The sequence below is a fragment of the Dyella thailandensis genome (assembly GCF_050749815.1).
GTDB lineage: Bacteria > Pseudomonadota > Gammaproteobacteria > Xanthomonadales > Rhodanobacteraceae > Dyella_A.
The window spans coordinates 1,340,476-1,367,449 of sequence record NZ_CP192735.1; the positions used below are offsets into that span (position 1 = coordinate 1,340,476).

The window sequence follows — 26,974 nt, forward strand, 5'->3', positions numbered from 1 at the left end:
CTCGTATCTCCCGCTCCCCGACTCAGCCTTTACGTTCCCTCTCCCCCGGCGCAGCCGGGGGAGAGGGTTGGGGTGAGGGGGCGCTTTTGGCTTTTAGCGTTTGGCATGTGGCGAGAGGCGAGAGAGAAGCAAAAAGCCTCCCCCTCACCCAGCCCTCTCCCCCGGCGCGGCCGGGGGAGAGGGCTCAAGCGTGCGGCATTAGGAATTCAGCCGGTAATTCGGCGCTTCCTTGGTGATCTGGATGTCGTGCGGGTGCGCCTCGGTGACGCCGGCGCTGGTCACCTTCACGAACTGGGCCTTGGCGCGCACGTCTTCGACCGTCGCAGCACCGAGATAGCCCATGGACGCGCGCAAGCCGCCGATCAGCTGGTGGATGATGTTGCGCAGCGGGCCGCGATACGGCACGCGGCCCTCGATGCCTTCGGGCACCAGCTTGTCGGCGTCCGCTTCATCCTGGAAGTAGCGGTCCTTCGAGCCCAGCGCCATCGCGCCGAGCGAGCCCATGCCGCGGTAGCTCTTGTACGAGCGGCCCTGGAACAGCTCGACCTCGCCCGGCGATTCCTCGGTGCCGGCGAACATCGAGCCCAGCATCACGCTGGACGCGCCAGCGGCCAGCGCCTTGGGGATGTCGCCGGAGTAGCGGATGCCGCCGTCGGCGATCAGCGGGATCTCGTCCTTCAGCGCCGTGGCGACCATATCGATCGCAGTGATCTGCGGCACGCCCACACCGGCGACCACGCGGGTGGTGCAGATGGAGCCCGGACCCACGCCGACCTTCACCGCATCCACGCCGGCGTGCAGCAACGCGCGCGCCGCTTCACCGGTCACGATGTTGCCGGCGATCACCTGCACCTTCGGGTAGTTCTTCTTCACCCAGCCGGCCCGCTCGATCACGCCCTGCGAATGGCCGTGGGCGGTATCGACCACGATCACGTCCACGCCGGCGTCGACCAGCATCGCCACGCGCTGCTCGGTGTCGCCGCCCACGCCAACCGCCGCGCCGACCAGCAGCGCTTCATTGCGGTCTTTGGCGGCATTGGGGTTGTCGCGCGCCTTCTGGATGTCCTTGACCGTGATCAGGCCGCGCAGCTGGAAGTCGTCGTTGACCACCAGCACCTTCTCGATGCGGTGCTTGTGCAGCAGCTGCAGCACTTCGTCCTGACTGGCGCCTTCCTTCACCGTGACCAGCTTGTCCTGGCGGGTCATGATGTTGCGCACCGGGTCGTCGTGCTTGCGCTCGAAGCGCATGTCGCGGCTGGTGACGATGCCGACCAGCTTCTCGCCCTCCACCACCGGCACGCCGGAGATGTTGTGCGCGCGGGTGAGGCGCTGCACCTCGCCGATGGAGGTGTCCGGGCTGACGCTGAAGGGATTGCGGATGACGCCGGCCTCGAACTTCTTCACCAGGCGCACTTCGGCGGCCTGCTGCTCGGCGGTCATGTTCTTGTGGATGATGCCGATGCCGCCGCATTGGGCCATGGTGATGGCGAGGCGGGCTTCGGTGACCGTGTCCATGGCGGCGGACACGATGGGGATGTTCAGGCGCAGATCGCGGGTGAGCCGGGTGGATGTGTCTACATCGCGCGGCAGAATGACCGAATGGGCCGGAACAAGATAAACGTCGTCGTAGGTCAGGGCCTCGGCGAGGATGCGCATGGAAAGGGTTCCCGGCAAAGATGGAATTATACGCGCCCGCCCGGTCCCCCGCCAGATGTTGCAGTGCGGTCAGATGCCGCCTGCCACGTCCGCAGTCACCGCTTGCCGCTGGCCTCGGCGGCTTCCAGCGTGTTTTCCATCAGCGTGGCGACGGTCATCGGCCCCACCCCACCCGGCACCGGAGTGATCCAGCTGGCGCGCTCGGCAGCCGTGGCGAATTCCACGTCGCCGACGAGGCGACCGTCATCCAGCCGGTTGATGCCCACGTCGACCACCACGGCTCCCGGCTTGATCCACTCGCCCTTGACCAGCCCGGGTTTGCCCACCGCCACGATGACGATGTCCGCCTGACGCACGAAGCCTTCCAGGTCGCGGGTGAAGCGATGGCAGCAAGTGGTGGTGCAGCCGGCAATCAGCAGCTCCAGCGCCAGCGGTCGGCCGACGTGGTTGGATACGCCGACCACCACCGCATGCTGGCCACGCACGGGGCGATCGGTGTGCCCGAGCAGGGTCATCACGCCCTTGGGCGTGCACGGGCGCAGGCCGAAGCGGCGCAGAGCGAGGCGGCCCACGTTCACCGCCTGGAAGCCGTCCACGTCCTTCAGCGGATCGATGCGGTCGACCAGCGCCTCTTCATCGATATGCGGTGGTAGCGGCGACTGCACCAGGATGCCGTGTACGGCCGGATCGGCGTTGAGCCGATCGATCAGTGCGAACAGCTCCTCCTGCGTGGTGGCCGAGGGCAGATCGAAGTCGAACGAGCGAAAGCCCACCTGGTGGCAGGCCTTGCGCTTGTTGCGCACGTAGACCGATGAGGCCGCGTCGTCCCCCACCAGCACCACCGCCAATCCGGGTTCGACCAGGCCGGCCGCCTTGCGCTCCGCCACGCGCTGGCCGATGCGCTCCAGCAGTTCCTGCGCGATGCGTTTGCCGTCGAGGATGCGTGCGCTCATGGTTGTGCCCTGCCGATTCAGCCGCGCATTATCGCGGCTCCCCGTCTGACGCACAAACCCGATGAATGCCCCGCCCTGCCCCGAGTCCACCGTACTGACCGATGCCGCCATCACGCTGCGCCCGTGGCGCAGCGAGGACGCCGCGGCGATGTACGAGGCGGTGCGCGAATCGATGGCGAGCCTGGCGGCATGGTTGCCTTGGTGCCATGCCGACTACGGCCTGGCCGATGCGCAAGCGCGGATGCAGGCGTGCCGCGAAGGCTGGGCACAGGGCGAACTGTTCGCCTTCGCGGTGCTGGACACCGACGGCCGACTGCAGGGCAGCGCCGGGCTGAGCCAGATCAACCGCGTGCACCGCAGCGCAAACGCCGGGTACTGGCTGCGCGCGTCCGCGCAAGGCAATGGCTGGGCGCCGCGGGCGCTGGCGCTGGTCGCACGCTTCGCTTTCGAACAACTGGGGCTGATCCGCGTCGAGATCGTCGCCGAGCCGGGCAACCTCGCCAGCCGGCGGACGGCAGAACGCGCCGGCGCGCGCTTCGAGACGATCGCCCGCAACAAGATCTGGTCGCGCGACCGAGCGGCCGACGCCGCCGTCTACAGCCTGGTGCCAGGCGACCTGCCGTTGCAGTGAAGCGGTGCCTCAGCGGCGCTTCTTCATCTCGCGGATCATGCGCTGGCGTTTGCGCACCTGCGCTTCGGTGAGCACGTTCTTCTTGCCGGCGTAGGGGTTCTCGCCATCGCGGAAATCGATGCGGATCGGTGTGCCCTCGAGCTTGAAGCGCTTGCGAAAGAAGCCTTCCAGATAGCGCCGATAGGCCGGTGCGATGTGCTTGGTGCGGCTGCCGTGGATGACGATGGTCGGCGGATTGCTGCCGCCCGGATGGGCGAAGCGCAGCTTCGGCGCATGGCCACGCACCAGCGGCGGCTGGTAGCTCTCGTACGCCTTTTCCAGCGCCTTGGTCAGCTCGGACGAGCCCAGTTCACGCGTGGCGGCGCTGTGCGCACGCACCACGGCGCGCATCAGCTCGCGCAATCCCGAGCCGTGCAGGGCCGAGATGAATACCGTCTTGGCCCAGTCCACGAACACCAGCCGCCGCTCCAGTGCCCGCTGGCACTGCTCGCGCTGGTAGGCGTCCATGCCGTCCCACTTGTTGACGGCAATCACCAGCGCCCGGCCCTCGTCCATCGCCGCGCCGATCAGGGTGAGATCCTGGTCGGCCAGGTTCTCGCGCGCGTCGATCAGCACCACCACCACCTGCGCGGCGGCCATCGACTGCAGCGTCTTGATGACGCTGAACTTCTCCACCGCCTCCTCGACGCGCGCCTTGCGCCGCACGCCGGCGGTGTCGATCAGGGTGTAGCGCTTGCCGTCGCGTTCCAGCGGTACACGGATCGGATCGCGGGTGGTGCCGGCCACGTCGGAGACGATCAGCCGGTCCTCGCCGAGCAGGCGGTTGATCAGGGTCGACTTACCCGCGTTCGGGCGCCCGACGATGGCCACGCGGATGCTGCCCGCCTCGCCCTCGTCTTCCGCGTCGGATTCTTCCGGCGGCAGCAGCGGCAGCACGCTGGCGATCAGGTCGTCGGTGCCGCGGTTGTGCGCGGCCGACAGCGGCAGCGTGGCGTGGATACCGAAGGCCGAAAACTCGGCCATCGCGGTATCCAGATCCAGCCCGTCGGTCTTGTTGACGGCAGCGATGATCGGCTTGCCGCTGCGGCGCAGCTCACCGAGGATCACGTGGTCCTGCGGCAGCAGCCCGTCGCGCGCATCGACCACGAACACGATGACTTGGGCCTCTTCGATCGCCAGGCGCACCTGGCGCGCGGTCAGCACGTCGAGCGCGTCCTCGGTGCCGGACAGGCCGCCGGTATCGACCACCACGAACGGCCGCTCGCCGGTACGGCACACGCCGTAGTGGCGGTCGCGGGTGACACCGGGCATGTCGGCGACCAGCGCATCGCGGCTGCGCGTGAGCACATTGAAGAGGGTCGATTTACCGACGTTGGGACGGCCGACCAGGGCGACGACGGGCAACATGATGGAGAACCTGGATCCCTATGGGCGGGTAGCCCGCGCCGGAATCGGTTTGCGCGCATGGAAAAATAAGAGGCGGCAGTGTAAGGCAAGAGCCCGCCGGGACGCTCTATCCGCCCCGCGCCGCCGGCAAAAACGAGGCGGCGGCCGCGCCGGATTGCTCCGGGGCGAGCCGCCGCCTGATGGCAGGTCCGGCCAAGCCGGACCTCGCCCGATCAACGCATCGAGAGACGGTAGGCGCCGATGTGGCCCTTGATGTCTTCGACGTACACGGTGTCACCGATCACCAGCGGCTGGGCGCGGATCGCCTTCTTCGACAAGCGCTCGCGGGCAGCCAGCGCGCCGTCGCCGGTCTGCAGCCAGTGCACGTAGCCCTCGACATCGCCCACCACGACGTAGTTGCCCTGCACCGCCGGGCTGGTCAGCCAGCGATACTTGAGGGCGTCGTTCTTCCACTGGTCGGCGCCGCCGCTCTTGTCGAACGCCCACACCTGCGACTCGTCGTTCACCGCGTAGACGGCGTTGCCGCCCACGTCGGGGGAGCCGAAACTGGAGAATTCACGGTTCCACAGCGGGCGGCCGCTCGGGCCGTCGATCGCCTCGAGGCTGCCGTGATAGGCGGTGCTGTAGAGCGTGGTGCCATCGAGCACCACCGCACCGTCGGCGTCGTTCAGGCGCTCGATGTCGGTGCGCCCCTCGCCACTGGCCAGGCGCTGCTCCCACAGCTTGTCGCCGGTGTCCTGGCGCAGCGCGACGAGCTTGCCGTCGTCGGAACCGAAGAAGACCACGCCGTTGGCCGCCAGCAGCGGACCATTGCCGCGCACGCTCAGCAGCGGCACGTTGCCCTGATCGTAGACCCAGCGACGATCGCCGGTGGCTTTGTCCAGGCCGTACACGCGGCCGTCCTGGGTGCGCACCAGCACCAGGTCGCCGACGATCGCCGGCGCCGTGATCACCTCGGACTTGAGGTTCGCGGTCCAGCGCGGCGAGCCGTCCTTGGAGGACATGCCGTAGACGTGGCCATCCAGCGTACCGATCGCCAGCAGATCGCCCGACACCGCCGGACCACCCGCGTAGAGAGCATCTTTGCGCTTCTTGTCGCCCCAGCCGAACCAGCCGTGGGTGCGCGACTTATTCGACCAGAGCGTCTTGCCGCTTGCCGCGTCGAACGCCGCGACGGCGCCATCGGTGCTGGCCGCGTAGAGCACGCCATCGACCACCGTCGGACGCATGCGCACGCCAGAGTCGCCTGCACCGTCGCCGATGCGTGCGGTCCACAGCTCGGACACCTTGGCGGTGGCCTTGAAATCCTTGGCAAGCGGCGTGGGTGGCTCGATGTTGTCCTTCTTCTTGTTATGGCAGCCAGCGACGACTACCAGCGAGGACAACGCGATCAGCCAAACGCACTTCTTCAAAACCGGTTTCATGCACCCTGCTTCCCGGCCGTAGCCAGATCATCGATTTTCAGCTGCAGCGACGACCGCTGGGGCGCGTCCCCGCTCATTGCCGACAATGCCGACTGGTACGCCTTGCGCGCGTCGTCGACCCGGCCTAGCTTGACCAGCACGTCGCCGCGTAGTTCCTCGCGCAGCCCCTCGTACTGCTTGCCGGTGAGCTGGCCCAGCGACGACAACGCCTCTTCGCTCTTGCCCTGGGCAAACTGCACCTGCGCCAGGCGCAACTGGATCAGCGACTTCACTGCCGGATCCTCGCTATGGGCAAGCGCCCATTCCAGCGAGCCACGTGCCTTGTCCAGCTCCTTCGCCTGCACCTGGCGACGCGCGCGCTCGCTGGTAGCGAACACCGCATAGGTCGACTTGCTGAAATCCTTCTGCAGGCGATCGGTGAGCTGATCGGCGCTGGCGGTGTTGCCGACCGCTTCGGCCGACTGCACCTGCTGGTACAACTGAGCGGCGGCCGCCCGATTGCTGGCCTGGTGATTGCGCCACTGCTGCCAGCCGAAGATGCCGATCAGACCGATCGCGATACCGACGACGATGGACACGCCGTTCTCGCGCAGCCACTTCTGTACGCGTTCGCTCTGTTCGTAATCGTCGTATGCGTCAAATGCCATGCCATCACCGTTGAGAGGCCGGCCGCCCCACGCGTGGGACCGGTGCCTGGATTGTGCCGAGAACGCCGCAACGCACGGGGCGCGCGATCAATAAGGGAGCATAACCGAAACCCGCCATCGAACGGCAGCGCACCGGAGCGGGCGCTGCGCGCGATCCGGCACCCGACTCAGGCGCCGCGGGGGACGACCTTGCCGTCCTCGAGGTCGAGGCGGAAATGGGCCACGTTGGCGCGGCGATAGGCGTCGAGGGGGAGCACCTGGCCGTCGACGCTCACCTGCGCACCGCTGGCGTTGCCCAGGCGAATCTCCAGCGGCTGCTCGCTGTGGTAGGTCTTGTGGCTGCCCGCCGGGAGCAGACCGTACTCCAGCCGCGAGCCGTCGGCCGCGATCACTTCGACCCAGCTGGCCTCGGCCAGCGAGAGCGTGAGGCTGTGGCCTGCCACACCGTCATCCACCGCGGGCACCGACACGGCCGGCGGCTTGACCGGATCCACGCTCAGGTTCGGCACCATCGAGGCGAGCAAGGGCTGGTCGTTGTCGGCGCGGCCGGCCGGCGTGGTCGCCGGCGCTGCCGCCGTTGCGCCGACAGCGGTCGAGCCAGGCGTGGCTGCGCTGGCCGGCAGCTCCTGCTGCGCGACGGGCGAGGCGTCGAGCGGCGCGAAATGACTGATGTCGCGGTTGAGGGTGCCGCGCACACCCAGCCAGACCATCGGCACGATGATCACGGCGGTCAGCACCACGTAGGTCGCCGCGGTGGCGTAGCGCTCAAGCAGGTAACGGGAATGCGAGATGCCGCCGGTGGCCACCAGCTGCGGCTCATCCTGCCGGCGGATGCGCGACACCTCGGCCTGGATCAGCGCGTCGTCGAGCCCCAGATGGCGCCCGTACTTGGTGATGTAGCTGCCCAGATAGACCTGGTAGTCGATACCGTCGTACTGGCCACCTTCGAGCTGGCGCAGCACACGGGCCGGCAACTTCAGCGCGTGGCCGCAGGCTTCCAGATCCAGGCCCTTCGCCTCGCGCGCGGCGCGCAGGCGACTGCCGAAACTGGGTTCAACGATCTGCCGCTGATCAGGGGTATCCATCAGGCCGTGAGGCGTGACGAGGTCCTGCTCACGGGGTTCCTGGCCGTGCAAGGGAGTCTGCTGGGTCATGGACGGGCGGATTGGTCGATGTTGCGGGCCTGGTCCGAATCCGGAAACTGGCTCAGCAACCGCTGACGGTACGATTGGGCAGCATCCGTATTGCCCAGACGGGATTCAATCAGGTAGCCGAGCCGATACGCATCGGGCGACGGCTTGCCGAGCGCATCGAAGCGCTGTAGGAAGGCGCGGGCGCGGAATGCGTCGCCGCTGTCGAAGAGCAGCTTGGCAAGCTGGAAAAGCGCCTCGCTGTTGTTCGGGTTCTTCTGCAACGCGTCGCGGAATTCTTCCTGCGCAGCGGCCACGTTGTTGCTCTTGAGCTGGCAGACGCCGGCGTTGGTGAGCGCGACGTCCGGCGTCTTGTAGAACGGGTCGGCCACGGCCTTGCGGAAATAACTTTCAGCCTCCTGCGCCTTGCCGGTGCGGCAGAGGAAGGCGCCGAGATTGTTGTTCGGGGCGCCCTTGGAGGGCTCCAGCGCCACCGCGCGGCGGTAGTGCAGCTCGGCGTTGGGGAGATCGTTGATGCGCTCGTAGACCACGGCGATCACAGTGTGGGCCGGCGCGTAGTTGTCGTCGAACTGCAGCGCCTTGGTCAATTTTTCCATGGCCGTCTGGAGGTCGCCGCCTTCCAGGTAGTGCTGCCCCAGCTCGGTGTGGATGCGCGCTGCGTCCTCGGCCTGTTGCGCCTTGCTGGTGCGCGGCAGGCGATCACCTGAACTGCCCTCGCCCCCCGACTGGCTGCCGCCGGTGCTGACGCACCCGGCGAGCAGTGCACACAGCACCAGCCCCCCCCATCGATCAACCCGCATGGACAGCCCCCTGATCCAGACGTTTTTGGAATTCAGCCTGACGGCGCGTTCGATCCAGCACCTGTCCCTTCAGCTGACCGCAGGCGGCGTCGATGTCGTCGCCGCGGGTGCGACGAAGCATCGTGAGAATGCCGGCATTGAGCAACTGCGTCTGGAAAGCCCGGATCGTATCGGCATCCGAACGTTCGAAACGTGTTCCAGGAAACGGATTGAACGGAATCAGGTTCACCTTGCACGTCGGCAACCGACGCATGAACTTGATCAGCTGCCGGGCATGCTCGGGCTGATCGTTGACACCCTTCATCAGGGTGTACTCGAAGGTGATCGAGGTGCGCGGCTTACGCGCGATCCAGCGCTGGCAGGCCGCCTCGAGTTCGGCCAGCGGATAGCGCTTGTTCAGCGGCACCAGCTCGGTGCGCAGTTCGTCGTTGGCCGCGTGCAGCGAGACGGCCAGCGACACGTCGATGGTGTCCGACAGCTTGTCGATCATCGGCACCAGGCCGGCGGTGGACAGCGTCACGCGCTTGGACGCCAGGCCGAAGCCCAGGTCGTCGCGCATCAGGCTCATCGCCTTGGTGACGTTGTCGAAGTTCAGCAGCGGCTCGCCCATGCCCATCATCACCACGTTGGTGATGCGGCGGTTCTGGTGGGTGATGTTGCCGAGGTATTTCGCCGCCACCCACATCTGGCCGATCACCTCGGCCGTGGACAGATTGCGGTTGAAGCCCTGCGTCGCAGTCGAGCAGAACTGGCAATTGAGCCCGCAGCCGACCTGCGAGGACACGCACAGCGTGCCGCGGGTCGGCTCGGGGATGTACACCGCTTCGATGGCGTTGCCGCCATCCATGCCGAGCAGCCACTTGTGGGTGCCATCGGCGGCGGCCTTGTCGAACAAGGTCTTCGGCGGACCGACGTAGCACGTGGCCTCGAGCTTGGCGCGCAGCGCCTTGCCCACGTCGGTCATCTTGCCGAAGTCGTCCTCCAGGTGATGGTAGATCCACTTCATCACCTGCTCGGCGCGATACGGCTTCTCGCCGATCTGCGTGAAGAAGTCACGCAGACCCTGGCGATCGAAGTCGAGCAGGTTGACCTTGCCGCCAGCGGCGGTCGGATCGGAGGAAAGTTGTACCACCTGGTTCACGGCATGCCTCAGCGCGGAAAGACTTCCGTCTCGGCGAAGAAGTACGCGATCTCGACCTTGGCGGTCTCGACGGCATCGGAACCATGCACGGCGTTCGCGTCGATCGACTCGGCGAAGTCGGCGCGGATCGTGCCCGGCTTGGCTTCCTTCGGGTTGGTCGCGCCCATCAGGTCACGATGCGCCAGCACGGCGTTCTCGCCCTGCAGCGCGGTGATCATCACCGGACCGGAGATCATGAACTCGACCAGCGCGTTGAAGAACGGGCGCTCCTTGTGCACGGCGTAGAAGCCTTCGGCTTCCTTGCGCGACAGGTGCTTCATCTTGGCAGCCACGATCTTCAGGCCGGCCTTCTCGAAGCGGGCGTAGATCTCGCCGACCACGTTCTTGGCGACGGCGTCGGGCTTGATGATGGAAAGGGTGCGCTCCAGCGCCATACGGGTCTGCTCCGGGATACGGGGAAATGGGAAAAGGTTTTATGGCCGAACGAGCCGGCAAAAAGCGCCAAATCCGACACGGAATGCGGATTTAGCTCACGAAAGTTTGACAGATTCTAGCTCAATCGCAACCGGCCTGCCGGCCGTCGCAAACGTTCGTTTGACTGCTGCGAAGCCGCGCGCGTATGCTCAAACGATCGTTTGATTCCTGCCCCGGGCGGTGGCCCTTGCCTTGAACAACCCGACCTCGACTAAGGAACGCATCCTCGCCGCCGCCGAAGCGCTGTTCGCCCAGCGCGGCTTCGATGGCGCGTCGTTGCGCCAGCTCACCGCTTCGGCAGGGGTCAACCTGGCCGCGGTGAACTACCACTTCGGTTCCAAGGAAAAGCTGGTCGAGCAGGTGTTCAAGCGTCGCCTCGATGCGCTGAACCAGCATCGTCTGGCCGAGCTGGACAAGATCGCGGGCCGGCCGGGCACCACGCTCGACGACGTACTGGCCGCCTACATCCGTCCGGCGCTGGAGTTGTCCCACGAGGGCAATGGCTCGCTGTTCATGCGCGTGCTGGCGCGCGCCTTCGCCGAGCACGACGACACGCTGCGCCAGTTCCTGTCCGAGAACTACGGGCACGTCATGCGCCAGTTCACCGCCGAGTTCGCGCGGCTGCTGCCGCACCTGGAGAAGGCCGAGCTGTACTGGCGCATCGACCTGGTCACCGGCGCCCTCACTCACGCGATGTCCGGCTTCGGCATGATCCAGCGCAAGGACAACGTCAGCGAGCAGCAACACCGCGAGCAGACCGCCGCCCACCTGATCCGCTTCGCCGCCGCCGGCCTGAGCCACCCCTAGAAGACTGTCACCGGATCGCCACGGCGATCGGGTCGTGTTTGTTGTCCCTTTTTGCCGAGTCCGATCTTTCGAGTTCGACCTTATGGAGAAGCCAATGACCGCTGCACCAACCACCTCATCCGCGCTGCGCATCCGCAAGGCCGCGGTGCTGGGCGCCGGCGTGATGGGCGCGCAGATCGCCGCGCACCTCACCAACGCCGGCGTCGAGACCGTGCTGTTCGACCTGCCCGCGAAGGAAGGTCCCAAGAGCGGCATCGCGCTCAAGGCGATCGAGAACCTGAAAAAGCTCTCGCCTGCCCCGCTAGCCGACAAGAACCTCGCCGCGGCGATCATCCCGGCCAACTACGACGAGCATCTGGATCATCTGAAGGACGTCGACCTGGTGATCGAGGCGATCGCCGAGCGGATGGACTGGAAGCTCGACCTGTACAAGAAGATCGCACCGCACGTCTCCGCCACCGCCGTGCTGGCCTCCAACACCTCGGGCCTGTCGATCAACGGCCTGGCCGAGGCGCTGCCGGAAGAAATGCGCCACCGCTTCACCGGCGTGCATTTCTTCAACCCGCCGCGCTACATGCATCTGGTGGAAGTGATCCCCACCCGCCTCACTGACGCCGCCGTGGTCGAAGGGCTGGAAGCGTTCCTCACCACCACCGTCGGTAAGGGCGTGGTGATCGCCAAGGACACGCCGAACTTCATCGGCAACCGCATCGGCGTGTTCTCGATCCTCTCGACGATGTATCACACCGAGCAGTTCAAGCTCGGCTTCGACACGGTGGACGCACTCACCGGCCCGGCACTGGGCCGACCGAAGAGCGCCACCTACCGCACCGCCGACGTGGTCGGCCTAGACACCATGGCGCACGTCATCAAGACCATGGCCGACACGCTGCCGGACGACCCCTGGCACCAGTACTTCCAAGCGCCGGTGTGGCTCAAGGGGCTGATCGACAAGGGCGCGCTCGGGCAGAAGACCGGCGCCGGTTTCTACCGCAAGGTCGGCAAGGACATTGTAGTGCTGGACGTGGCCAAGCAGGACTACCGCCCTTCCGAGCAGAAGGCCTCCGACGAGGTCGCCGCGATCCTCGCGATCAAGGATCCGGCCGAGAAGTTCGGCAAGCTGCGCGCGTCGTCCGATCCGCAGGCGCAGTTCCTGTGGGCGATCTTCCGCGACCTGTTCCACTACACCGCCTACCACCTGGCCGACATCGCCGACACCGCGCGTGACGTCGACTTCGCGATCCGCTGGGGCTACGGCTGGAAGCTCGGCCCGTTCGAGACCTGGCAGGCCGCGGGCTGGCAGCAGGTGGCCAGCTGGATCGCCGAGGACATCGCCGCCGGCAAGGCCATGAGCAGCGCGCCCCTGCCCGCCTGGGTCACCGACGGGCGCACCGGCGTGCACGGCAAGGACGGCTCGTGGTCGGCCAGCGCCGGCCAATACAAGCCGCGCTCGTCGCACCCGGTCTACGCCCGCCAGCTGTTCCCCGATCCGATCCTGGGCGAGAAGTTCGACCAGGGCACCACAGTGTGGGAAAACGAAGGTGTGCGCCTGTGGACCCTGGGCGACGACGGCGTCGGCATCATTTCGTTCAAGACCAAGATGAACACGGTCAACGATTTCGTGCTCGACGGCGTGCAGCACGCGATCAAGCTGGCCGAGGAAAAGCTCAAGGCCGTGGTGATCTGGCAGACCGGCGAGCCGTTCTCCGCCGGTGCCGACCTCAAGGGCGCGCTGGGCCTGCTGCAGGCGGGCAAGTTCGACGACTTCGAGAAGATGGTCGCCAACTTCCAGGCCACCAGCATGGCGATCAAGTATTCGCTGGTGCCGGTGGTGTCGGCCGTGCGCGGCATGGCGTTCGGCGGTGGCTGCGAATTCCAGATGCATTCGGCCCGCACCGTCGCGGCGCTGGAGAGCTACATCGGCCTGGTCGAGGCGGGCGTGGGCCTGTTGCCGGCCGGCGGTGGCCTGCACGAGCTAGCCGTGCGCGCGGCGAAGGCCAACCCGGCCGACCCGTTCGAGGAGCTGAAGAAGGTGTTCGAGACCGTCGCCATGGCCAAGGTTTCGGCCAGCGCGCTGGAAGCGAAGGCGATGGGTCTGCTGCGCCAGGACGACGTGGTGGTGTTTAACAGCTACGAGCTTCTCTACATCGCCAAGAAGGTTGCCGCCGCGATGGCCGATAGCGGCTACCGCCCGCCGCTGCCGGCGCGCGCCGTGCCGGTTGCCGGTGATGTGGGCACCGCCACTTTCAAGGCCTCGCTGGCCAACCTGCAGGAGGGCTACTTCGCCTCGCCGCACGACATCGACATTGCCAGCCGTATCGCCGACTGCCTGTGCGGTGGCGCGATCGAGCGCGGCTCGCAGGTGGACGAGGCCTGGCTGCTGGCGCTGGAGCGCAAGCACTTCGTGGAACTGGCCAAGACCGAGAAGACCCAGGCGCGCATCGCTCACACCATGACCACCGGCAAGCCGCTGCGTAACTGATAGGCGTTGCGACCGACCCACTCCATCACCGGAAACCCCGAAGTCGCCGAACGTCATCCCCGCGCAAGTGGGGATCCATCTTGATCTGACGCCAGAAACACGATGGATTCCCGCGTTCGCGGGAATGACGAATAGAAAAGCCCGGCTTCGAGGTCACTCAAAGGAAACAGACCATGACCAAGCAAGTGCAAGACGCCTACATCGTCGCCGCCACCCGCACGCCGGTCGGCAAGGCGCCGCGCGGCGTGTTCCGCAACACCCGTCCAGACGACATGCTCGCCCACGTGATCCGCGCCGTGATGGCGCAGGCGCCGGGCATCGATCCGCACCGCATCGGCGACGCCATCATCGGCTGCGCCATGCCCGAGGCCGAGCAGGGCATGAACGTGGCGCGCATCGGCGTGCTGCTGGCCGGCCTGCCCGATACCGTGCCCGGCGTCACCATCAACCGCTTCTGCTCGTCCGGCCTGCAGGCCGTGGCGATGGCTGCCGACCGCATCCGCCTGGGCGAGGACGACCTGATGCTCGCCGGCGGCACCGAGAGCATGAGCATGGTGCCGATGATGGGCCACAAGGTGGCCATGAACCCAGCCATCTTCGCCAACGACGAGGACCGCGCCATCGCGTTCGGCATGGGCATCACCGCCGAGAAAGTGGCCGAGCGCTGGAAGGTGAGCCGCGAGCAGCAGGACGCCTTCGCCGTGGAGAGCCACCGCCGCGCACTCGCCGCCATCGCCGCCGGCGAGTTCAAGGACGAGATCACCCCGTTCCAGCTCGACGACCACTACCCCAACCTCGCCACCGGCGGCATCGTCACCGACAGCCGCACCATCGACACCGACGAGGGCCCACGTGCCGGCACCACGATGGAGGTGCTGGCCAAGCTGCGCACGGTGTTCCGCAACGACCGCTTCGGCGGCAGCGTCACCGCCGGCAATTCCTCGCAGATGTCCGACGGCGCCGGCGCCGTGCTGCTGGCCAGCGAGAAGGCCATCAAGGAGTACAACCTCACACCGCTTGCCCGCTTCGTCGGTTTCTCGGTGGCGGGCGTGAAGCCGGACGTGATGGGCATCGGCCCGAAGGAAGCGATTCCCAAGGCGCTCAAGCAGACCGGCATCACCCAGGATCAGCTGGACTGGATCGAGCTCAACGAAGCGTTTGCCGCGCAGGCGTTGGCGGTGATGGGCGACCTCGGCCTCGACCCGGCCAAGGTCAACCCGCTGGGCGGCGCCATCGCACTCGGCCACCCGCTGGGCGCCACCGGTGCGATCCGCATCGCCACGCTGCTGCACGGCCTGCGCCGGCGCAAGCAGAAGTACGGCATGGTCACCATGTGCATCGGCACCGGCATGGGCGCGGCGGGCATCTTCGAAGCGCTCTGAGGCTTCGCTCGCGTGACAGAAAAAGGCGCCGCATCACTGCGGCGCCTTTTTTTCTTCCCCTCCCCAGGCCAGTCCGTTACGCCTGCTCGCGATGCTGGAACTGCCACATGCCCAGCCAGGCCAACAGGACGCCACCGAGAAGGCTCACCGTGATCACCTGCGCCACGTGATCGGTACGCGTGGCGAACACCTGCAACGGCATCGACCACGGAAACCACGGCCCGAGCCGTGCCGATTGGCCGATCAGGAAACCGGCCACCGTGCCGGCCACGCCGACGAAGATCGACGTGGTGAAGCTGCGCCAGTGCAGCGCCACCCACGCCTGCAATGCGGTGAGGAAGGATGCCGCCGCCATGCATGCCAGCGCATGCATGGCCAGCCAGCGCCACGGCGGCGGGCCGGCCAGCCCGTAGGCCGGTTGGGTATGCATCACCACCCAGCCGGCCAGCGGCGCCAACCCTGCCAGCAAGGCCGTGGACAGCATCACCATCGCGGCCAGCACGCACAGCTTGGCGGCGTAGTGGCTCCAGCGCGGCAGCGGCAGCGCGAGCAGATGCTTCCACGTGTGGTTGGCATGCTCCATGTTGCCCAGCAACGCCGCCTGCAGCGTCACGAACAGCGGCAGCATCAGGAAGCTCCACAGCACGAACAGCCCGCTGGCGAAATGCAGCCAGGCTTCGCCGCCCGATCCGGCCGGGCGCCCATGCATGCTGCTCAGGCTCAACTGCAGTACGGTCAGCACCAGCACCACCAGCGGCGCCAGCACCACCATGCCGGCTGCCAGCGTGTGGCGAAGCTTGACCCGCTCGGCCGCCAGCGCACGCAGCAGCGCGTTCATGCGCAGGCCCTCTCGCCGGTCATGTCGAAGAACAGGGTTTCCAGCGAACGCGGGCTGCGGCCCAGTGCGTGCACCTCGTAACCGCGCTGCACCAGCCAGCGGTTGATCTCGTGATCCGGACGCCGCGGCGCCACCACGCGCAGCGTCGCCTCGTCCACTGCCTGCACCGATTCGCCCAGCGCCTCAAGCGCACCGCATACCGCCGGCACGTCGCTGCAGCGGATCGTCAGCGGATCGCCATGCCGCTCGCGCAGCGCCTGTGGCGTGCCCTGGAACAACAGCTGTCCGCGATGCAGCACGCCCACGTGCGAGGCCACCTGCTCCACCTCGGACAGCAGGTGGCTGGACACGAACACCGTCATGCCCAGCTGCGTGGCCATGCGCTGCAGCAGCAGGCGCAAGTCCACCATGCCGGCCGGATCGAGACCGTTGGTGGGCTCGTCCAGGATCAGCAACCGCGGCCGGCCGAGCAGCGCCAACGCGATGCCCAGGCGCTGGCGCATGCCCAGCGAATACACGCGCACGCGACGATGCTGGTCCTGCGCCAGCCCCACCACTTCCAGCACCTCGTCGATGCGTTCGGCCGGCACGTCGAGCAGGTGGCGCGTCACCTCCAGGTTCTCGCGGCCGGACAGATGCGGATACAGCGCCGGCCCCTCGACCAGCGAACCGACCTCGCGCAACGGGCCGCGCGACTGCATGGACAGCGGCTGCCCGAACAGCCGGATCTCGCCCGCGTCCGGGCGCAGCAGCGCCAGCAACAGACGGATCGTGGTGGTCTTGCCCGCCCCGTTGGGGCCGAGGAAGCCGTACACGCTGCCGCTCGGCACGGCCAGATCCAGCGCCTGCACGCCATGGCCGGCATCGAAGCGGCGGGTCAGCGCACGCGTTTCTATCGCAAGCATGGCTCGCGCACCTTGAGAAGTTCAGAGGTGCGCATGACAGCAAAGGACGGCCGTCGCCACCATAGGCCTGAGCTCACAGTGACTTGTGGCAGACCGGGCTCAGTCCCCTTCGGCGATCTCGAATCGGTAGCCCGCGCCGTACACCGCATGGATGAAGTTCTGCCCCGGCGCCATGTCGTCCAGCTTCCGGCGCAGATTGCGGATGTGGCTGTCGACCACCCGATCGGTGACGTCGCGCAGATCGTCGTGCATCAGGTCGAGCAGCTGGTCGCGCGAATAGATGCGGCCGGGATGGGTGAGCAGCGCGTGCAGCAGCCGGTATTCGGTGGTGGTATGCGGCACCGGGCGGCCGAGGTAGAACACGCGCTGCGCCTCCTCGTCGACAGTGAAAGGATTGGCGGGCGTGGCGGGTTTGCTCCGTCGCAGCAGCGCGCGCACCCGCGCCACCACTTCGCGCGGACTGAACGGCTTGCAGATGTAGTCGTCCGCACCCAGCTCCAGCCCGAGCAGGCGATCGATCTCTTCCACCCGCGCGGTGAGCATGATCACCGGCAGTTCGCTGTCGCGCCGCAGTTCGCGCAGGATCGCCAAGCCCTCCTTGCCGGGCAGCATGATGTCCAGCAGCAGCAGATCCGGATGCTCGGCGGCGACTGCGGGCAGCACACGATCGCCCTCGCCCACCGTCAGCACCGTGTGTCCGGCCTGGGCCAGGTAGTCGACGAGCAACTGGGCGATCTTCGGCTCGTCCTCGGCGATCAGCACGCGCGCCATTTCAGTGTTCCTGGCGCGGCAGACGCAGTTCCAGGCGCAGCCCACCCAGCGGCGAGTGCGCGGCCGTGAGCGTGCCGCCGTGCGCCACGGCGATGCGTTGCGCAATGGCCAGGCCCAGACCGCTGCCGCCCAGTGCCCGGTTGCGTGAATGCTCGCCGCGGTACAGCGGCTCGAACAATCGCTCCAGGTCCTCCGCCGCGACGCCGGGCGGCGTGTCGTCCACGCGCAGGCAGACCTGGTCGCCATCTACGAACACGCTTGCTTCCACGCGGCCGCCGCGATCGCTGTAGCGCAGGCTGTTGCCGAGCAGGTTGTCGATCAGCTGGCGCAGGCGATCCGCATCGCCATGGACGCGCAGCGGCTCGCCGCTGCAGTCCAGCGTGAGCCCGGCTTCGGCGGCGGCGCTGGCGAACCGCGCGCAACCCTCGGCAAGGCACGCCGACAGATCCAGCGACTGCGCGCGATAGCTGAGCGATCCGGCATCGGCCATCGACCACTGGTGCAGGTCGTCGACCAGCCGGTCCAGCCGCATCACCTCCTCGTGCAGCGACTGCAGCCCCTTCGCATCGGGCGAGCGCACGCCGTCACGCATCGCCTCGAGCTCGCCGCGCACGATCGCCAACGGCGTGCGCAGCTCGTGAGAGATGTCGGCCATCCAGCGTTGGCGGGCACTTTCATGCGCCTGCAGCGCCGCGCTGAGGCGATTGACGTGGCGCACCAGGTCGCCCAGCTCGTCGTGGCGGTCACTGACCAGTTGCACGCCGTAGCGGCCGTCCGACAACTGCCGCGCGGCACCTTCCACGGCGCGCAGCGGCGCCAGCAGATGCCGCGCGAAGAACCACGCCACCGCCATCGCCAGTATCAGCAGCGCAATCGCCAGTTCGGCCATGCCACGGATCTGCGCAGCCAGGAAAGCGGTGTCGCGACGGTCCACCGGCCGCGACAGTGGCCGCAGCGCGAGCCAGCCGATCACGGCACCATCGCGACGCAATGGCCGCTCCATCGCATTCGCGGGCGGCGACTGGCCAGCCACCAGCGCGTGCGACGCATCCAGCAGCGACACCCGCGGAGGAAGCGGCATGGGCCGCGGCGCGTTCACGTCGGGAGCCAGCGGCGGCGGGGGTGGCGGCGGCGGTGCCGGGGGCGGTGGCGGTTGGGGTGGCGCGGGCGACTGCGCTTCCGCCGGGGCCGCGTGCGGGGGCCGATGATCGAGCGTCTCGTGCAGCAGCGCGTCCCATGCCTGGCGATCACGCAGGCCGTCGAAGCCGTGGCCGGCATCCTCGCGCTGGCCCAGCGCCTGCGCCAGCGGATCGAGCCGCGACAGATCCAGGGCATTGACGTAGCCGACGAAGCCGCTGCGCAGGTTGCGCACGGTAAGTGCGCCCATCGCCAGCAGTGACAGGCCGATCGCCACCGCCAGCAGCAGGAACAACTTGTGCGCCACACGCAGGCGCAGCGCAGCGGTGGTTCCGGCGTCGGCGGATTCGCGTGGAGTGGGCGAAGGCATGGCCGCGAGGATAGCGGCGGCGCGCGGATGGTGCGTCCTCATTTCCTGCATATTCCCTGCGATGTTGCAGGTCATCTTGGATGGCGTCGGATCCCCCGGCCACGCAAGGAGATCACCGCATGACCCAACGCGCTCTCACCACCCGCCTCGTCGCCGGCCTGGTCGGCCTCGCCGTCGCCGGCGGCGCCCTCGCCCAGCGCGCCACGCCGATGGCCGAGACGCCGCTGTTTGCCCACAGCCAGCATCGCTGGATCGTCGACGGCCTCCCGCCGCTGCCGCCCGGCTGCCTGCACGACATGCCCTCGCCGCCGCCGCACCCCAGCCTGCCCGAGTTCAACAACAACGCGAAATGGCAGAGCGCGCTGGGCATCAGCGCCGCGCAGGCCAAGCAGGTACAGCAGGCCCTGGAGCAGCAGGCCCGCCAGCGGCAGAAGTTCGACGAGCAGCGGCGCAGCGATGACGCGGCCAGCTGCGAGAAGATCCGCAGCATCATCGGCGACAAGGCGATGGCCAAGTGGGCCGAAGCCAGCCCGATCCCGCCCCCGCCGCCACGCCCGCCGATGCCCCCCGCTCCGCCGGCGCCACCCGCCCCGCCGGCCGACGCGCAGTAAGAGTAAGCACGCCTGATCGAGCCCCTCTCCCCGCGGGAGAGGGGTTGGGGTGAGGGTTCGGCACGAAGCCATGCAGCCGCATCGTTCCCGATCGGACATCACGCACACCCCGCACCCTCATCCGTCGCTGCGCGCCACCTTCTCCCGGCGGGAGAAGGACCAGCTCGATGCCGATGCTCCGCGGCGGTACTCCAACCGTTCGCGCTGAGCGTAGCCGGCGGCACGCCGGCGAAGTCGAAGCGCCAGTACGCCCATAGCCAGCGCAACTTCCCCTGGAACAGAGCCCCTCTCCCCCCCCGGGGAGAGGGGTTGGGGTGAGGGTCCGGCACGAAGCCATGCAGCCGCATCGTTCCCGATCAGACATCACGCACACCCCGCACCCTCATCCGTCGCTGCGCGCCACCTTCTCCCGACGGGGGAAGGACCAGCTCGATGCCGATGCTCCGCGGCGGTACTTCAACCGTTCGCGCTGAGCGCAGCCGGCGGCACGTCGGCGAAGTCGAAGCGCCAATACGCCCATAGCCAGCGCAACTTCCCCTAGAACAGAGCCCCTCTCCCCCCGGGGAGAGGGGTTGGGCTGAGGGTCCGTTACGAAGCGGTGCAGCGCTTCGTTCCCCATCAGACATCACGCGCGCCCCGCACCCTCATCCGTCGCTGCGCGCCATCTTCTCCCGGCGGGAGAAGGGACAGCTGTGTCATCCCGCATAACGCCACGAATCCGCTACCGCGCTTGTGAGCCACCCCGCCGCGCGGGATACTGCGCCGCCCGCGTGCACCCCACACGCATCCGTGCCAGCGACGCCGTCCCCGCGCCCGCCGCTGGCTTGTGTCTGCCGCTTTCCTCCGAGCCACCCCGTGAGCCAGCCGACCGGGGAAACCGCCGCGCCAGCCCCGCCGGAGCCGCTGTTTCCCGACTACCGCATCACTTCGCTGATCGTGGCGTGCGCGATCTTCATGGAGCAGATGGACGCCACCGTGCTGGCCACGGCGCTGCCTACCATGGCACGGGATTTCCACGTCGGCGCGCCGGCCATGAGCATCGCGATGACCAGCTACCTGCTGGCGCTGGCGATCCTGATTCCCGCCAGCGGCGCGGTGGCCGAGCGCTTCGGCACCACGCGTGTGTTCGCCGCGTCCATCGGCGTGTTCCTGCTCGGCTCGATCGCCTGCTCGCTGGCGCCGAACCTGCCCGCGATGGTGGCCGCACGTCTGCTGCAGGGTGCGGGCGGCGCAATGATGGCGCCGATCGGCCGGCTGATCCTGCTCAGCACCATTCCCCGCAAGCACCTGGTGTCGGCGACGTCGTGGTCGCTGGTGCCGGCGTTTCTCGGCCCGCTGACCGGGCCGCCGCTGGGCGGCCTGATCGTCACCTACCTGAGCTGGCGCTGGATCTTCTACATCAACCTGCCGATCGGCCTGTTGGGCTACTGGCTGGTGAAGCGTTTCATCGCGACGATCCCGCCCGCCGCCGCGCCGCCGCGCTTCGATCTGGGTGGCTTTGCGCTCTGTGGCGTCGGGCTGGGCGGTCTGCTGTTCGGGCTGGAGCTGATCGGCCAGAGCGCCGATCTGCCGGTGGCGCTCGCGCTGCTGCTGGTCGGTAGCGCTGCTTCGCTCGCCTACCTGTGGCATGCGCGGCGGCGGTGTGATCCGCTGCTCGATCTCTCGCTGCTGCGTATCGATTCGTTCCGGCTCTCGGTGATCGGCGGCTCGCTGATGCGCATTACCCAGGGTGCGCAACCGTTCCTGCTGCCGCTGATGTTCCAGATCGGCTTTGGCCTGTCGGCGGTGCGCAGCGGCCAGCTGATCCTGGCCACCGCGCTGGGCGCGCTGCTCACCCGCGCGTTCACGCCGCGCCTGCTGCAACTGACCGGCTTCCGTAACGGCATGCTCTACAATGGTGTGCTGAGCAGCCTGGGTTACGCGGTGTGCGCGTTCTTCCGGCCGAACTGGCCGTTCGGGCTGATGTTCGGCCTGCTGATGGCGTGCGGCGCGTTCATGTCGTTCCAGTTCGCCGCCTACAACACGGTGGCCTACGAGGGCGTGCCGCGCGAACGCCTGAGCGCGGCCAGCAGCCTCTACACCACGCTGCAGCAGCTGATGCTCTCGTTCGGCATCTGCGCCGGCGCGCTGCTGCTGCGCCTGGCGATGGGCGTGGGCGGACACCCCCAGCCGCGCGTGATGGATTTCTCCTTCGCCTTCATCGCGGTGACCCTGGTCTCGCTCAGCTCCACCGTGTGGCACCTGCGCTTCGCCCACGATGCCGGCCACGAACTGAGCGGACACCGCCCGCGGCCGCTCAGTCCGCGGCCGTGAACTCCTCGTAGGCGCGCACGGCGTCGGCTGCGTACATCAGCGACGGCCCGCCGCCCATGTAGACCGCCACCGCCAGCGTCTCCATCAGCTTGGCGCGCTCCACGCCCAGCCTCGCCAGCGCCTTGGTGTGGAAGCCAATGCAGCCGTCGCAGTGCGTGGCCACGCCGATGGCCAGCGCAATGAGCTCCTTGTCCACGGCCGACAGCGCACCGGCCTCCATCGCGCTCTTGGACATGGCCGAAAAGCCGGCCATGGTGCCCGGCGCCTCAGCACGAATCTTGGCGATGGACTGGTTGAGATCGTGGGTGATCTGCTTGTACGACTTGCTCGACACGGCGGCGCTCCTCAAGGAATCGATAGGCGGATCGGCCCGTGCTGGCGGCGATACCAGCAAGACATTCTTGAGCGTTGGCCGGACGCACGTACTGATCCGCGTCAGGCGCGCGGCGCCGGAATGAGAAAGCCCCTCGCCCGCCTGGAGAGAGGCGGTGGTGAGGACCCGACGCAACGCGAGCCACCGCGCTACGCCCGCACCCTCATCCGTCGCTGCGCGCCACCTTCTCCCAAGGGGAGAAGGAATGCCCAATCAAGCCTCAAGCAAAGCCCCTCTCCCGCCGGGAGAGGTTGGGGTGAGGGTCCGACGCAACACGAGCCACCGCGCTGCGCCGCGCACCCTCATCCGTCGCTGCGCGCCACCTTCTCCCGAGGGGAGAAGGACTGCCCAATCAAGCCTCAAGCAAAGCCCCTCTCCCGCCGGGAGAGGGGTTGGGGTGAGGGTCCGCAGCAAGGCGAGTCACCGCGCTAAGCCCCGCACCCTCATCCGTCGCTGCGCGCCACCTTCTCCCGAGGGGAGAAGGGCTACCCCGCAAAACCGTTCGCGCAGAGCGTAGCCGGCGGCACGCCGGCGAAGTCGAAGCGGCGTCGCCACGCCGACCAACGCCCGGCCGGCTTCTCCTCACGACTCGTGCCGCGTCAGTGCCCGTTCGATCCGCCGATCCGGCACCAGCCACAGCAGCGCCGCGAGTGCGTAGAGCAACTGCGAAAACCAGGCCGCCCCGAACGACGCGACGATGCCTGCCGCATAGATCACCGGCGACAGCTTGCCCTTCCAGTCACCGCCCACCGCGCGCGCCAGTGGCGAGTCCTCGCCCTGCAGGCGGATGATCGACCGCTGCAGCAGCCAGTACGCCACCGCCGACATCAGCAGCACCACGCCATACAGCGCCGAGGGCCCCTGCGCGAAGTGGTTCTCGCCCATCCAGCCGGTGGCGAACGGCAGCAGCGACAGCCAGAACAGCAGGTGCAGGTTGGCCCACAGAACACCGCCACTCACGCCGCGCGCCAGGTGCAGCATGTGGTGGTGGTTGTTCCAGTAGATGCCCACGTAGATGAAGCTCATCACGTAGCTCAGGAACACCGGCAGCAGCGGCCACAGCGCGGCCATCGTCTCGCCGTGCGGCACCTTCAACTCCAGCACCATGATGGTGATGATGATGGCGAGCACGCCGTCGCTGAATGCTTCGAGTCGGGTCTTGCCCATGGTGCCTGCGCCGGTGGAGAAAGGAGGCCAGTATCCACTGGCGCAGCAGCATCGGGCATCCCCCATGCGGGCGCCGGCGTGCCCTACTCGTGCCGCAGCGCCTCGATCGGGTCGAGCCGCGCCGCACGCCGCGCCGGAAAGAAGCCGAACACCACGCCGATAAGCGCCGAGAAAGCGAATGCCAGCAGGTTGATCGGCAGGCCGAACAGGTACGGCACCTGCAGCACACGCGCCAGCACGATCGAGCCTACTGTCGCCAGCAGCACGCCGAGCAGGCCGCCGATGGACGACAGCACCACCGCCTCGATCAGGAACTGTCCCAGCACCTCGCGTTCCAGCGCGCCGACCGCCAAGCGAATGCCGATCTCGCGGGTGCGCTCGGTGACCGACACCAGCATGATGTTCATGATCCCCACCCCGCCCACCAGCAGGCTCACCGCCGCCACCGCGCCGAGCAGCAGGGTGAGCACGCGGGTGGTGCTGGAGAGCATGTCGGCGATCTCGCGCGTATCGAGCACGTTGAAGTCGTCTTCCTGGCCCAGCGCGATGTGTCGGCGCTCGCGCAGCAGCGCCTCGATGCGCTGCTTGGCCTGCGCGGTGGAGGCGCCCTGGCGCACCGACACCAGCAGCATGCCCACGTCCTGGTTGCCGGCGAGGCGGCGCTGCACGGTGCGCAGCGGCATCACGATCACGTCGTCCTGGTCGCGCCCCATCGACGACTGCCCCTTCGCCGCCAGCAGGCCGATCACCTCGCAGGCGAACTGCTTGACGCGGATCGCACTGCCTACAGGATTCTCGCTGCCGAACAGCTTGCTGCGGGTGGTTTCGCCCAGCACGCAAACCGCTTTGCCGGCCTGCAGCTCGCCATCGAGGAACACGCGTCCGCCGGCGAGCTTCCAGCTGCCGGCACTGAAGTACGCATTGGTAGTACCCACCACGCTGGTCGACCAGTTGCTGGCCAGGTGCACCACCGTCACCGTGCGCGACACCACCGGCGCCACGCTGCTGAGTTCGCCTACCTGGCTCTCGATGGCGCTGGCGTCGGCCAGCCGGAACGGCGCCGCGCCCGCGGTATCGCGACTGGGCCCCAGCCGCTGACCCGGACGCACCATCAGCAGGTTGCTGCCGAGGCTGGAAATCTGCGCGGACACCGCGGCGGTGGCGCCGTTGCCCAGCGTCACCATGGTGATCACCGCAGCCACGCCGATCAGGATGCCGAGCACGGTGAGGAAGCTCCGCGTGAGATTGCGGCGGATCTCCTTCAGCGCCAGCAGCAGCGTGTTCCAGAGCATCAGGCCGTCACCGCCTGGCGCGTGTCGCTCTCCACCCGCCCGTCGACGAAGCGCACCACGCGCCGCGCGTAGGCGGCCATGTCTGGCTCGTGGGTCACCATCAGCACTGTGATACCGCGGTCGCGGTTGAGCGCCACGATCAGGTCCATGATCTCGCGGCTGCGCAGCGTGTCGAGGTTGCCGGTGGGCTCGTCGGCCAGCAGCACCGCCGGATGCGTGACGATGGCGCGGGCGATCGCCGCGCGCTGCTGCTGGCCGCCGGAGAGCGCGGCCGGCGCGTGATGCTCCCAGCCGGTCAGCCCCACCGCGGCCAGCGCCTCACGCGCCGCGGCGTGGCGCGCGGCTGGCGGCTCGCCGCGATACAGCAGCGGCAGCTCAACGTTCTCCAGCGCCGAGGTGCGCCCCAGCAGGTTGTAGCCCTGGAACACGAAGCCCAGATAGTGCCGCCTCAGCAGCGCCCGCTGGTTGCGCGTGAGCGATTCCACCGCCATGCCGCGAAAGCGGTAGCTGCCGGTGGTCGGCACGTCGAGGCAACCGAGGATGTTCATCGCGGTGGATTTGCCCGAGCCGCTCGGCCCCATGATCGCCACGAACTCGCCCTGCTCCACCACCAGGTCCACGCCGCGCAGCGCCTGCAGCGCCACCGCGCCCTGGCCGTAGGTCTTGGTGACGCCGACCAGCTCGATCAGCGGCGGCGACGCGCCGGCGGCCGCGCTCACGGCGCACCGCCGAGGCTCTCGGTGATCACCCGCGTGCCCGGCTGCAGCGCGTCGCTGGCCACTTCGCTGAGCTGGCCATTGCTGGCACCGAGCGTCACCGGCACCGCCACCGGTTGCCCGTCGCGCAGCACCCACACCTGCCGCGCCTTGCCGTTGCCACCGGCGGCGGGGCGGCTGGCGCCGTGCGGCGGCCGCGGCATCAGCTTGCTCACCAGCCCGCCGGACGATGGCGCAGCGTTGGCCGAGGCGGGGGTGAAGCGCAACGCCGCGCTCGGCACCAGCAGCACCTGCTTGTGCTCGCTCACCACGATGGCTGCGGTGGCGGTCATACCCGGGCGCAGGCTGAGGTCATCGTTGTTCACCGTGAGCACGGTGAGGTAGGACACCACGCCGTCCTTGGTCTGTGAGCCGAAGCCCACCCGCCGCACCTGCGCCGGATACTCGCGTCCGGGATACGCATCGACGGTGAAGGTGGCGCGCTGGCCGTTGCGCACCTGGCCCACATCGGCCTCGTCCACGTCCACCTGCAGCTCCATCTTGGACAGGTCTTCGGCCAGCGTGAACAGCACCGGCGCCTGCAGCGAGGCGGCCACGGTCTGGCCCGGTTCGATCGAACGCGTCAACACCACGCCGTCGATCGGCGAGCGGATCGAAGCCTTGGCGAGGTTGGTCTCACCGGTGCTCAGCGCCGCCTGCGCTTGCGTCACCGCGGCCTGGGCGCTGGCCTGTGCGGCCAGCGCGCGCTGCAGCGCGGCCTGGGCGGTGTCGATATCCACCTGCGCCGGTACCGTGCCACCACTGCTGGCGAACATGCGGGTGAGCCGGCTCACCTGCAGTCGCGTCTCGGTGATCGTCGCCGCAGCCTGCGCAACCTGGGCGCGGGCCGCGGCCAGCGCACCCCGTGCGCTGGCGATCTGGTCCTTGAGGCGCGACACGTCCAGCTGCGCCAGCACCTGGCCGCGCTTCACCGTGTCGTTCACGTCCACCCGCACCGCTTCCATGATGCCGGACAGCTCGCTGCCCACATCCACCTGGTTGGTCGGCTGCAGGTTGCCGGTGGCCGCCACCGTCACCACCAGGTCGCCGCGGGTGACTTCGGCCGTCTGGTAGCGCGGCTGCGCGGCGGCACTGCTCCGGCGGAGCAGCACGTAGCCCACCCAAGCAAGCGCCAGTGTGCCTGCCAGTAGCAGCAACCAGCGTGCGAGCCGAGGCCAGCGTCCACCTTTGCCTGCGCTACCGGCGCCCAGCACCGCCGCCATCGAGGCCTCTTCCGCCGCCGGCGCGGCCATAGCACGTCTACCCGAGGGCGTCAGCATGACCGCCACCCCGCCGACACTTGCGCTTCGAAACCCTCATCACCGGCCCTGCTCGTGCATGGCCCCTGGCCATCAGCTTTCAGCCTAGGCCGGGCAGTCAATCCGGGCCTTGATGTCTATCAAGGCGGTGGGCGACACCGCACGATGTACCCCGGGTCACTCGAACCCTGTCAGGATAGCCATGTCCGATTTTGTCTGTTTGCTGTC

General features: G+C 68.0%; 24 protein-coding genes. 6 read left to right on the forward strand and 18 right to left on the reverse strand.

Annotation, left to right across the window (positions count from 1 at the left end; translation table 11 throughout):
- Window positions 1-198 precede the first annotated feature (198 nt).
- A complete protein-coding gene (gene guaB, locus ACQVBX_RS06250) occupies window positions 199-1,656 on the reverse strand; it encodes an IMP dehydrogenase (protein WP_431637201.1) in 1,458 nt (485 codons plus the stop codon).
- A 95-nt stretch (window positions 1,657-1,751) separates the two neighbouring features.
- The gene (gene folD / locus ACQVBX_RS06255; protein ID WP_431637203.1) at window positions 1,752-2,609 is read right to left on the reverse strand and encodes a bifunctional methylenetetrahydrofolate dehydrogenase/methenyltetrahydrofolate cyclohydrolase FolD; all 858 of its coding nucleotides are present in this window, start codon (window positions 2,607-2,609) and stop codon (window positions 1,752-1,754) included.
- Between the two features lie 61 nt (window positions 2,610-2,670).
- Here folD and ACQVBX_RS06260 point away from each other — a divergent pair, with 61 nt between their 5' ends.
- Complete coding sequence (locus ACQVBX_RS06260; protein ID WP_431637205.1) at window positions 2,671-3,240, forward strand: GNAT family N-acetyltransferase; 570 nt, start codon at window positions 2,671-2,673, stop codon at window positions 3,238-3,240.
- Window positions 3,241-3,249: 9 nt separating this feature from the next.
- Here ACQVBX_RS06260 and der read toward each other — a convergent pair whose 3' ends face one another.
- The 7 genes from der to ndk all read right to left on the reverse strand — a co-directional run bounded on the left by der (window position 3,250) and on the right by ndk (window position 10,244).
- Entirely contained in the window at window positions 3,250-4,647 is a 1,398-nt protein-coding gene (gene der / locus ACQVBX_RS06265) for a ribosome biogenesis GTPase Der (protein WP_431637207.1), read from the reverse strand.
- A 212-nt stretch (window positions 4,648-4,859) separates the two neighbouring features.
- Window positions 4,860-6,071, reverse strand: a complete 1,212-nt coding sequence (gene bamB, locus ACQVBX_RS06270) for an outer membrane protein assembly factor BamB (protein WP_431637209.1) — start codon at window positions 6,069-6,071, stop codon at window positions 4,860-4,862.
- Window positions 6,068-6,718, reverse strand: a complete 651-nt coding sequence (locus ACQVBX_RS06275; RefSeq protein WP_431637211.1) for a YfgM family protein — start codon at window positions 6,716-6,718, stop codon at window positions 6,068-6,070. Before ACQVBX_RS06275 ends, bamB begins: the two co-directional genes overlap by 4 nt.
- A gap of 167 nt (window positions 6,719-6,885) precedes the next feature.
- Complete coding sequence (locus tag ACQVBX_RS06280; RefSeq protein WP_431637213.1) at window positions 6,886-7,872, reverse strand: helix-turn-helix domain-containing protein; 987 nt, start codon at window positions 7,870-7,872, stop codon at window positions 6,886-6,888.
- Window positions 7,869-8,669, reverse strand: a complete 801-nt coding sequence (pilW, locus tag ACQVBX_RS06285) for a type IV pilus biogenesis/stability protein PilW (RefSeq protein ID WP_431637214.1) — start codon at window positions 8,667-8,669, stop codon at window positions 7,869-7,871. The genes ACQVBX_RS06280 and pilW overlap by 4 nt, the downstream gene beginning before the upstream one ends.
- Entirely contained in the window at window positions 8,659-9,810 is a 1,152-nt protein-coding gene (gene rlmN / locus ACQVBX_RS06290; protein WP_431637216.1) for a 23S rRNA (adenine(2503)-C(2))-methyltransferase RlmN, read from the reverse strand. The genes pilW and rlmN overlap by 11 nt, the downstream gene beginning before the upstream one ends.
- A gap of 8 nt (window positions 9,811-9,818) precedes the next feature.
- The gene (ndk, locus tag ACQVBX_RS06295; protein WP_431637217.1) at window positions 9,819-10,244 is read right to left on the reverse strand and encodes a nucleoside-diphosphate kinase; all 426 of its coding nucleotides are present in this window, start codon (window positions 10,242-10,244) and stop codon (window positions 9,819-9,821) included.
- Between the two features lie 232 nt (window positions 10,245-10,476).
- Here ndk and ACQVBX_RS06300 point away from each other — a divergent pair, with 232 nt between their 5' ends.
- The 3 genes from ACQVBX_RS06300 to ACQVBX_RS06310 all read left to right on the forward strand — a co-directional run bounded on the left by ACQVBX_RS06300 (window position 10,477) and on the right by ACQVBX_RS06310 (window position 14,955).
- Entirely contained in the window at window positions 10,477-11,091 is a 615-nt protein-coding gene (locus tag ACQVBX_RS06300) for a TetR/AcrR family transcriptional regulator (protein WP_431637218.1), read from the forward strand.
- 94 nt (window positions 11,092-11,185) lie between these two features.
- Window positions 11,186-13,573: a 3-hydroxyacyl-CoA dehydrogenase/enoyl-CoA hydratase family protein gene (locus ACQVBX_RS06305; RefSeq protein WP_431637219.1), complete on the forward strand. Its 2,388-nt coding sequence runs from the start codon at window positions 11,186-11,188 to the stop codon at window positions 13,571-13,573.
- A gap of 173 nt (window positions 13,574-13,746) precedes the next feature.
- The gene (locus ACQVBX_RS06310; RefSeq protein WP_431637221.1) at window positions 13,747-14,955 is read left to right on the forward strand and encodes an acetyl-CoA C-acyltransferase; all 1,209 of its coding nucleotides are present in this window, start codon (window positions 13,747-13,749) and stop codon (window positions 14,953-14,955) included.
- Window positions 14,956-15,031: 76 nt separating this feature from the next.
- Here ACQVBX_RS06310 and ACQVBX_RS06315 read toward each other — a convergent pair whose 3' ends face one another.
- From ACQVBX_RS06315 to ACQVBX_RS06330, 4 genes are all read right to left on the reverse strand, one after another.
- Window positions 15,032-15,793, reverse strand: a complete 762-nt coding sequence (locus tag ACQVBX_RS06315) for an ABC transporter permease (RefSeq protein WP_431637222.1) — start codon at window positions 15,791-15,793, stop codon at window positions 15,032-15,034.
- The gene (locus tag ACQVBX_RS06320) at window positions 15,790-16,698 is read right to left on the reverse strand and encodes an ABC transporter ATP-binding protein (protein ID WP_431637223.1); all 909 of its coding nucleotides are present in this window, start codon (window positions 16,696-16,698) and stop codon (window positions 15,790-15,792) included. Before ACQVBX_RS06320 ends, ACQVBX_RS06315 begins: the two co-directional genes overlap by 4 nt.
- A gap of 99 nt (window positions 16,699-16,797) precedes the next feature.
- Entirely contained in the window at window positions 16,798-17,469 is a 672-nt protein-coding gene (locus ACQVBX_RS06325; protein ID WP_431637224.1) for a response regulator, read from the reverse strand.
- Between the two features lies 1 nt (window position 17,470).
- Window positions 17,471-19,018: an ATP-binding protein gene (locus tag ACQVBX_RS06330; RefSeq protein ID WP_431637225.1), complete on the reverse strand. Its 1,548-nt coding sequence runs from the start codon at window positions 19,016-19,018 to the stop codon at window positions 17,471-17,473.
- A gap of 77 nt (window positions 19,019-19,095) precedes the next feature.
- On the opposite strand from ACQVBX_RS06330, the gene ACQVBX_RS06335 reads away from it, so the two are divergent.
- Both ACQVBX_RS06335 and ACQVBX_RS06340 read left to right on the forward strand, forming a co-directional pair.
- Complete coding sequence (locus ACQVBX_RS06335; protein WP_431637226.1) at window positions 19,096-19,587, forward strand: hypothetical protein; 492 nt, start codon at window positions 19,096-19,098, stop codon at window positions 19,585-19,587.
- An 855-nt stretch (window positions 19,588-20,442) separates the two neighbouring features.
- Entirely contained in the window at window positions 20,443-21,900 is a 1,458-nt protein-coding gene (locus ACQVBX_RS06340; protein ID WP_431637228.1) for an MFS transporter, read from the forward strand.
- On the opposite strand, the gene ACQVBX_RS06345 is transcribed toward ACQVBX_RS06340, so the two are convergent.
- The 5 genes from ACQVBX_RS06345 to ACQVBX_RS06365 all read right to left on the reverse strand — a co-directional run bounded on the left by ACQVBX_RS06345 (window position 21,884) and on the right by ACQVBX_RS06365 (window position 26,740).
- A complete protein-coding gene (locus ACQVBX_RS06345) occupies window positions 21,884-22,234 on the reverse strand; it encodes a carboxymuconolactone decarboxylase family protein (protein ID WP_431637229.1) in 351 nt (116 codons plus the stop codon). The genes ACQVBX_RS06340 and ACQVBX_RS06345 overlap by 17 nt on opposite strands.
- A 621-nt stretch (window positions 22,235-22,855) precedes the next feature.
- Window positions 22,856-23,440: a TMEM175 family protein gene (locus tag ACQVBX_RS06350; RefSeq protein WP_431637230.1), complete on the reverse strand. Its 585-nt coding sequence runs from the start codon at window positions 23,438-23,440 to the stop codon at window positions 22,856-22,858.
- Between the two features lie 83 nt (window positions 23,441-23,523).
- The gene (locus ACQVBX_RS06355; RefSeq protein WP_431637231.1) at window positions 23,524-24,732 is read right to left on the reverse strand and encodes an ABC transporter permease; all 1,209 of its coding nucleotides are present in this window, start codon (window positions 24,730-24,732) and stop codon (window positions 23,524-23,526) included.
- Complete coding sequence (locus tag ACQVBX_RS06360) at window positions 24,732-25,451, reverse strand: ABC transporter ATP-binding protein (RefSeq protein WP_431637233.1); 720 nt, start codon at window positions 25,449-25,451, stop codon at window positions 24,732-24,734. Before ACQVBX_RS06360 ends, ACQVBX_RS06355 begins: the two co-directional genes overlap by 1 nt.
- Entirely contained in the window at window positions 25,448-26,740 is a 1,293-nt protein-coding gene (locus tag ACQVBX_RS06365) for an efflux RND transporter periplasmic adaptor subunit (protein ID WP_431637234.1), read from the reverse strand. The genes ACQVBX_RS06360 and ACQVBX_RS06365 overlap by 4 nt, the downstream gene beginning before the upstream one ends.
- Between the last annotated feature and the right edge of the window lie 234 nt (window positions 26,741-26,974).

What these genes read in the sequence shown, in the direction of transcription:
- folD (WP_431637203.1), bottom strand. Translation starts at nt 2,609, where the DNA reads ATGAGCGCACGCATCCTCGACGGCAAACGCATCGCGCAGGAACTGCTG.
- ACQVBX_RS06365 (WP_431637234.1), bottom strand. Translation starts at nt 26,740, where the DNA reads ATGGCCGCGCCGGCGGCGGAAGAGGCCTCGATGGCGGCGGTGCTGGGC.
- ndk (WP_431637217.1), bottom strand. Translation starts at nt 10,244, where the DNA reads ATGGCGCTGGAGCGCACCCTTTCCATCATCAAGCCCGACGCCGTCGCC.
- ACQVBX_RS06320 (WP_431637223.1), bottom strand. Translation starts at nt 16,698, where the DNA reads ATGCTTGCGATAGAAACGCGTGCGCTGACCCGCCGCTTCGATGCCGGC.
- ACQVBX_RS06315 (WP_431637222.1), bottom strand. Translation starts at nt 15,793, where the DNA reads ATGAACGCGCTGCTGCGTGCGCTGGCGGCCGAGCGGGTCAAGCTTCGC.
- ACQVBX_RS06335 (WP_431637226.1), top strand. Translation starts at nt 19,096, where the DNA reads ATGACCCAACGCGCTCTCACCACCCGCCTCGTCGCCGGCCTGGTCGGC.
- pilW (WP_431637214.1), bottom strand. Translation starts at nt 8,669, where the DNA reads ATGCGGGTTGATCGATGGGGGGGGCTGGTGCTGTGTGCACTGCTCGCC.
- ACQVBX_RS06325 (WP_431637224.1), bottom strand. Translation starts at nt 17,469, where the DNA reads ATGGCGCGCGTGCTGATCGCCGAGGACGAGCCGAAGATCGCCCAGTTG.
- ACQVBX_RS06260 (WP_431637205.1), top strand. Translation starts at nt 2,671, where the DNA reads ATGAATGCCCCGCCCTGCCCCGAGTCCACCGTACTGACCGATGCCGCC.
- ACQVBX_RS06305 (WP_431637219.1), top strand. Translation starts at nt 11,186, where the DNA reads ATGACCGCTGCACCAACCACCTCATCCGCGCTGCGCATCCGCAAGGCC.
- ACQVBX_RS06275 (WP_431637211.1), bottom strand. Translation starts at nt 6,718, where the DNA reads ATGGCATTTGACGCATACGACGATTACGAACAGAGCGAACGCGTACAG.
- bamB (WP_431637209.1), bottom strand. Translation starts at nt 6,071, where the DNA reads ATGAAACCGGTTTTGAAGAAGTGCGTTTGGCTGATCGCGTTGTCCTCG.
- der (WP_431637207.1), bottom strand. Translation starts at nt 4,647, where the DNA reads ATGTTGCCCGTCGTCGCCCTGGTCGGCCGTCCCAACGTCGGTAAATCG.
- ACQVBX_RS06330 (WP_431637225.1), bottom strand. Translation starts at nt 19,018, where the DNA reads ATGAGGACGCACCATCCGCGCGCCGCCGCTATCCTCGCGGCCATGCCT.
- ACQVBX_RS06355 (WP_431637231.1), bottom strand. Translation starts at nt 24,732, where the DNA reads ATGCTCTGGAACACGCTGCTGCTGGCGCTGAAGGAGATCCGCCGCAAT.
- ACQVBX_RS06280 (WP_431637213.1), bottom strand. Translation starts at nt 7,872, where the DNA reads ATGACCCAGCAGACTCCCTTGCACGGCCAGGAACCCCGTGAGCAGGAC.
- guaB (WP_431637201.1), bottom strand. Translation starts at nt 1,656, where the DNA reads ATGCGCATCCTCGCCGAGGCCCTGACCTACGACGACGTTTATCTTGTT.
- ACQVBX_RS06310 (WP_431637221.1), top strand. Translation starts at nt 13,747, where the DNA reads ATGACCAAGCAAGTGCAAGACGCCTACATCGTCGCCGCCACCCGCACG.
- ACQVBX_RS06350 (WP_431637230.1), bottom strand. Translation starts at nt 23,440, where the DNA reads ATGGGCAAGACCCGACTCGAAGCATTCAGCGACGGCGTGCTCGCCATC.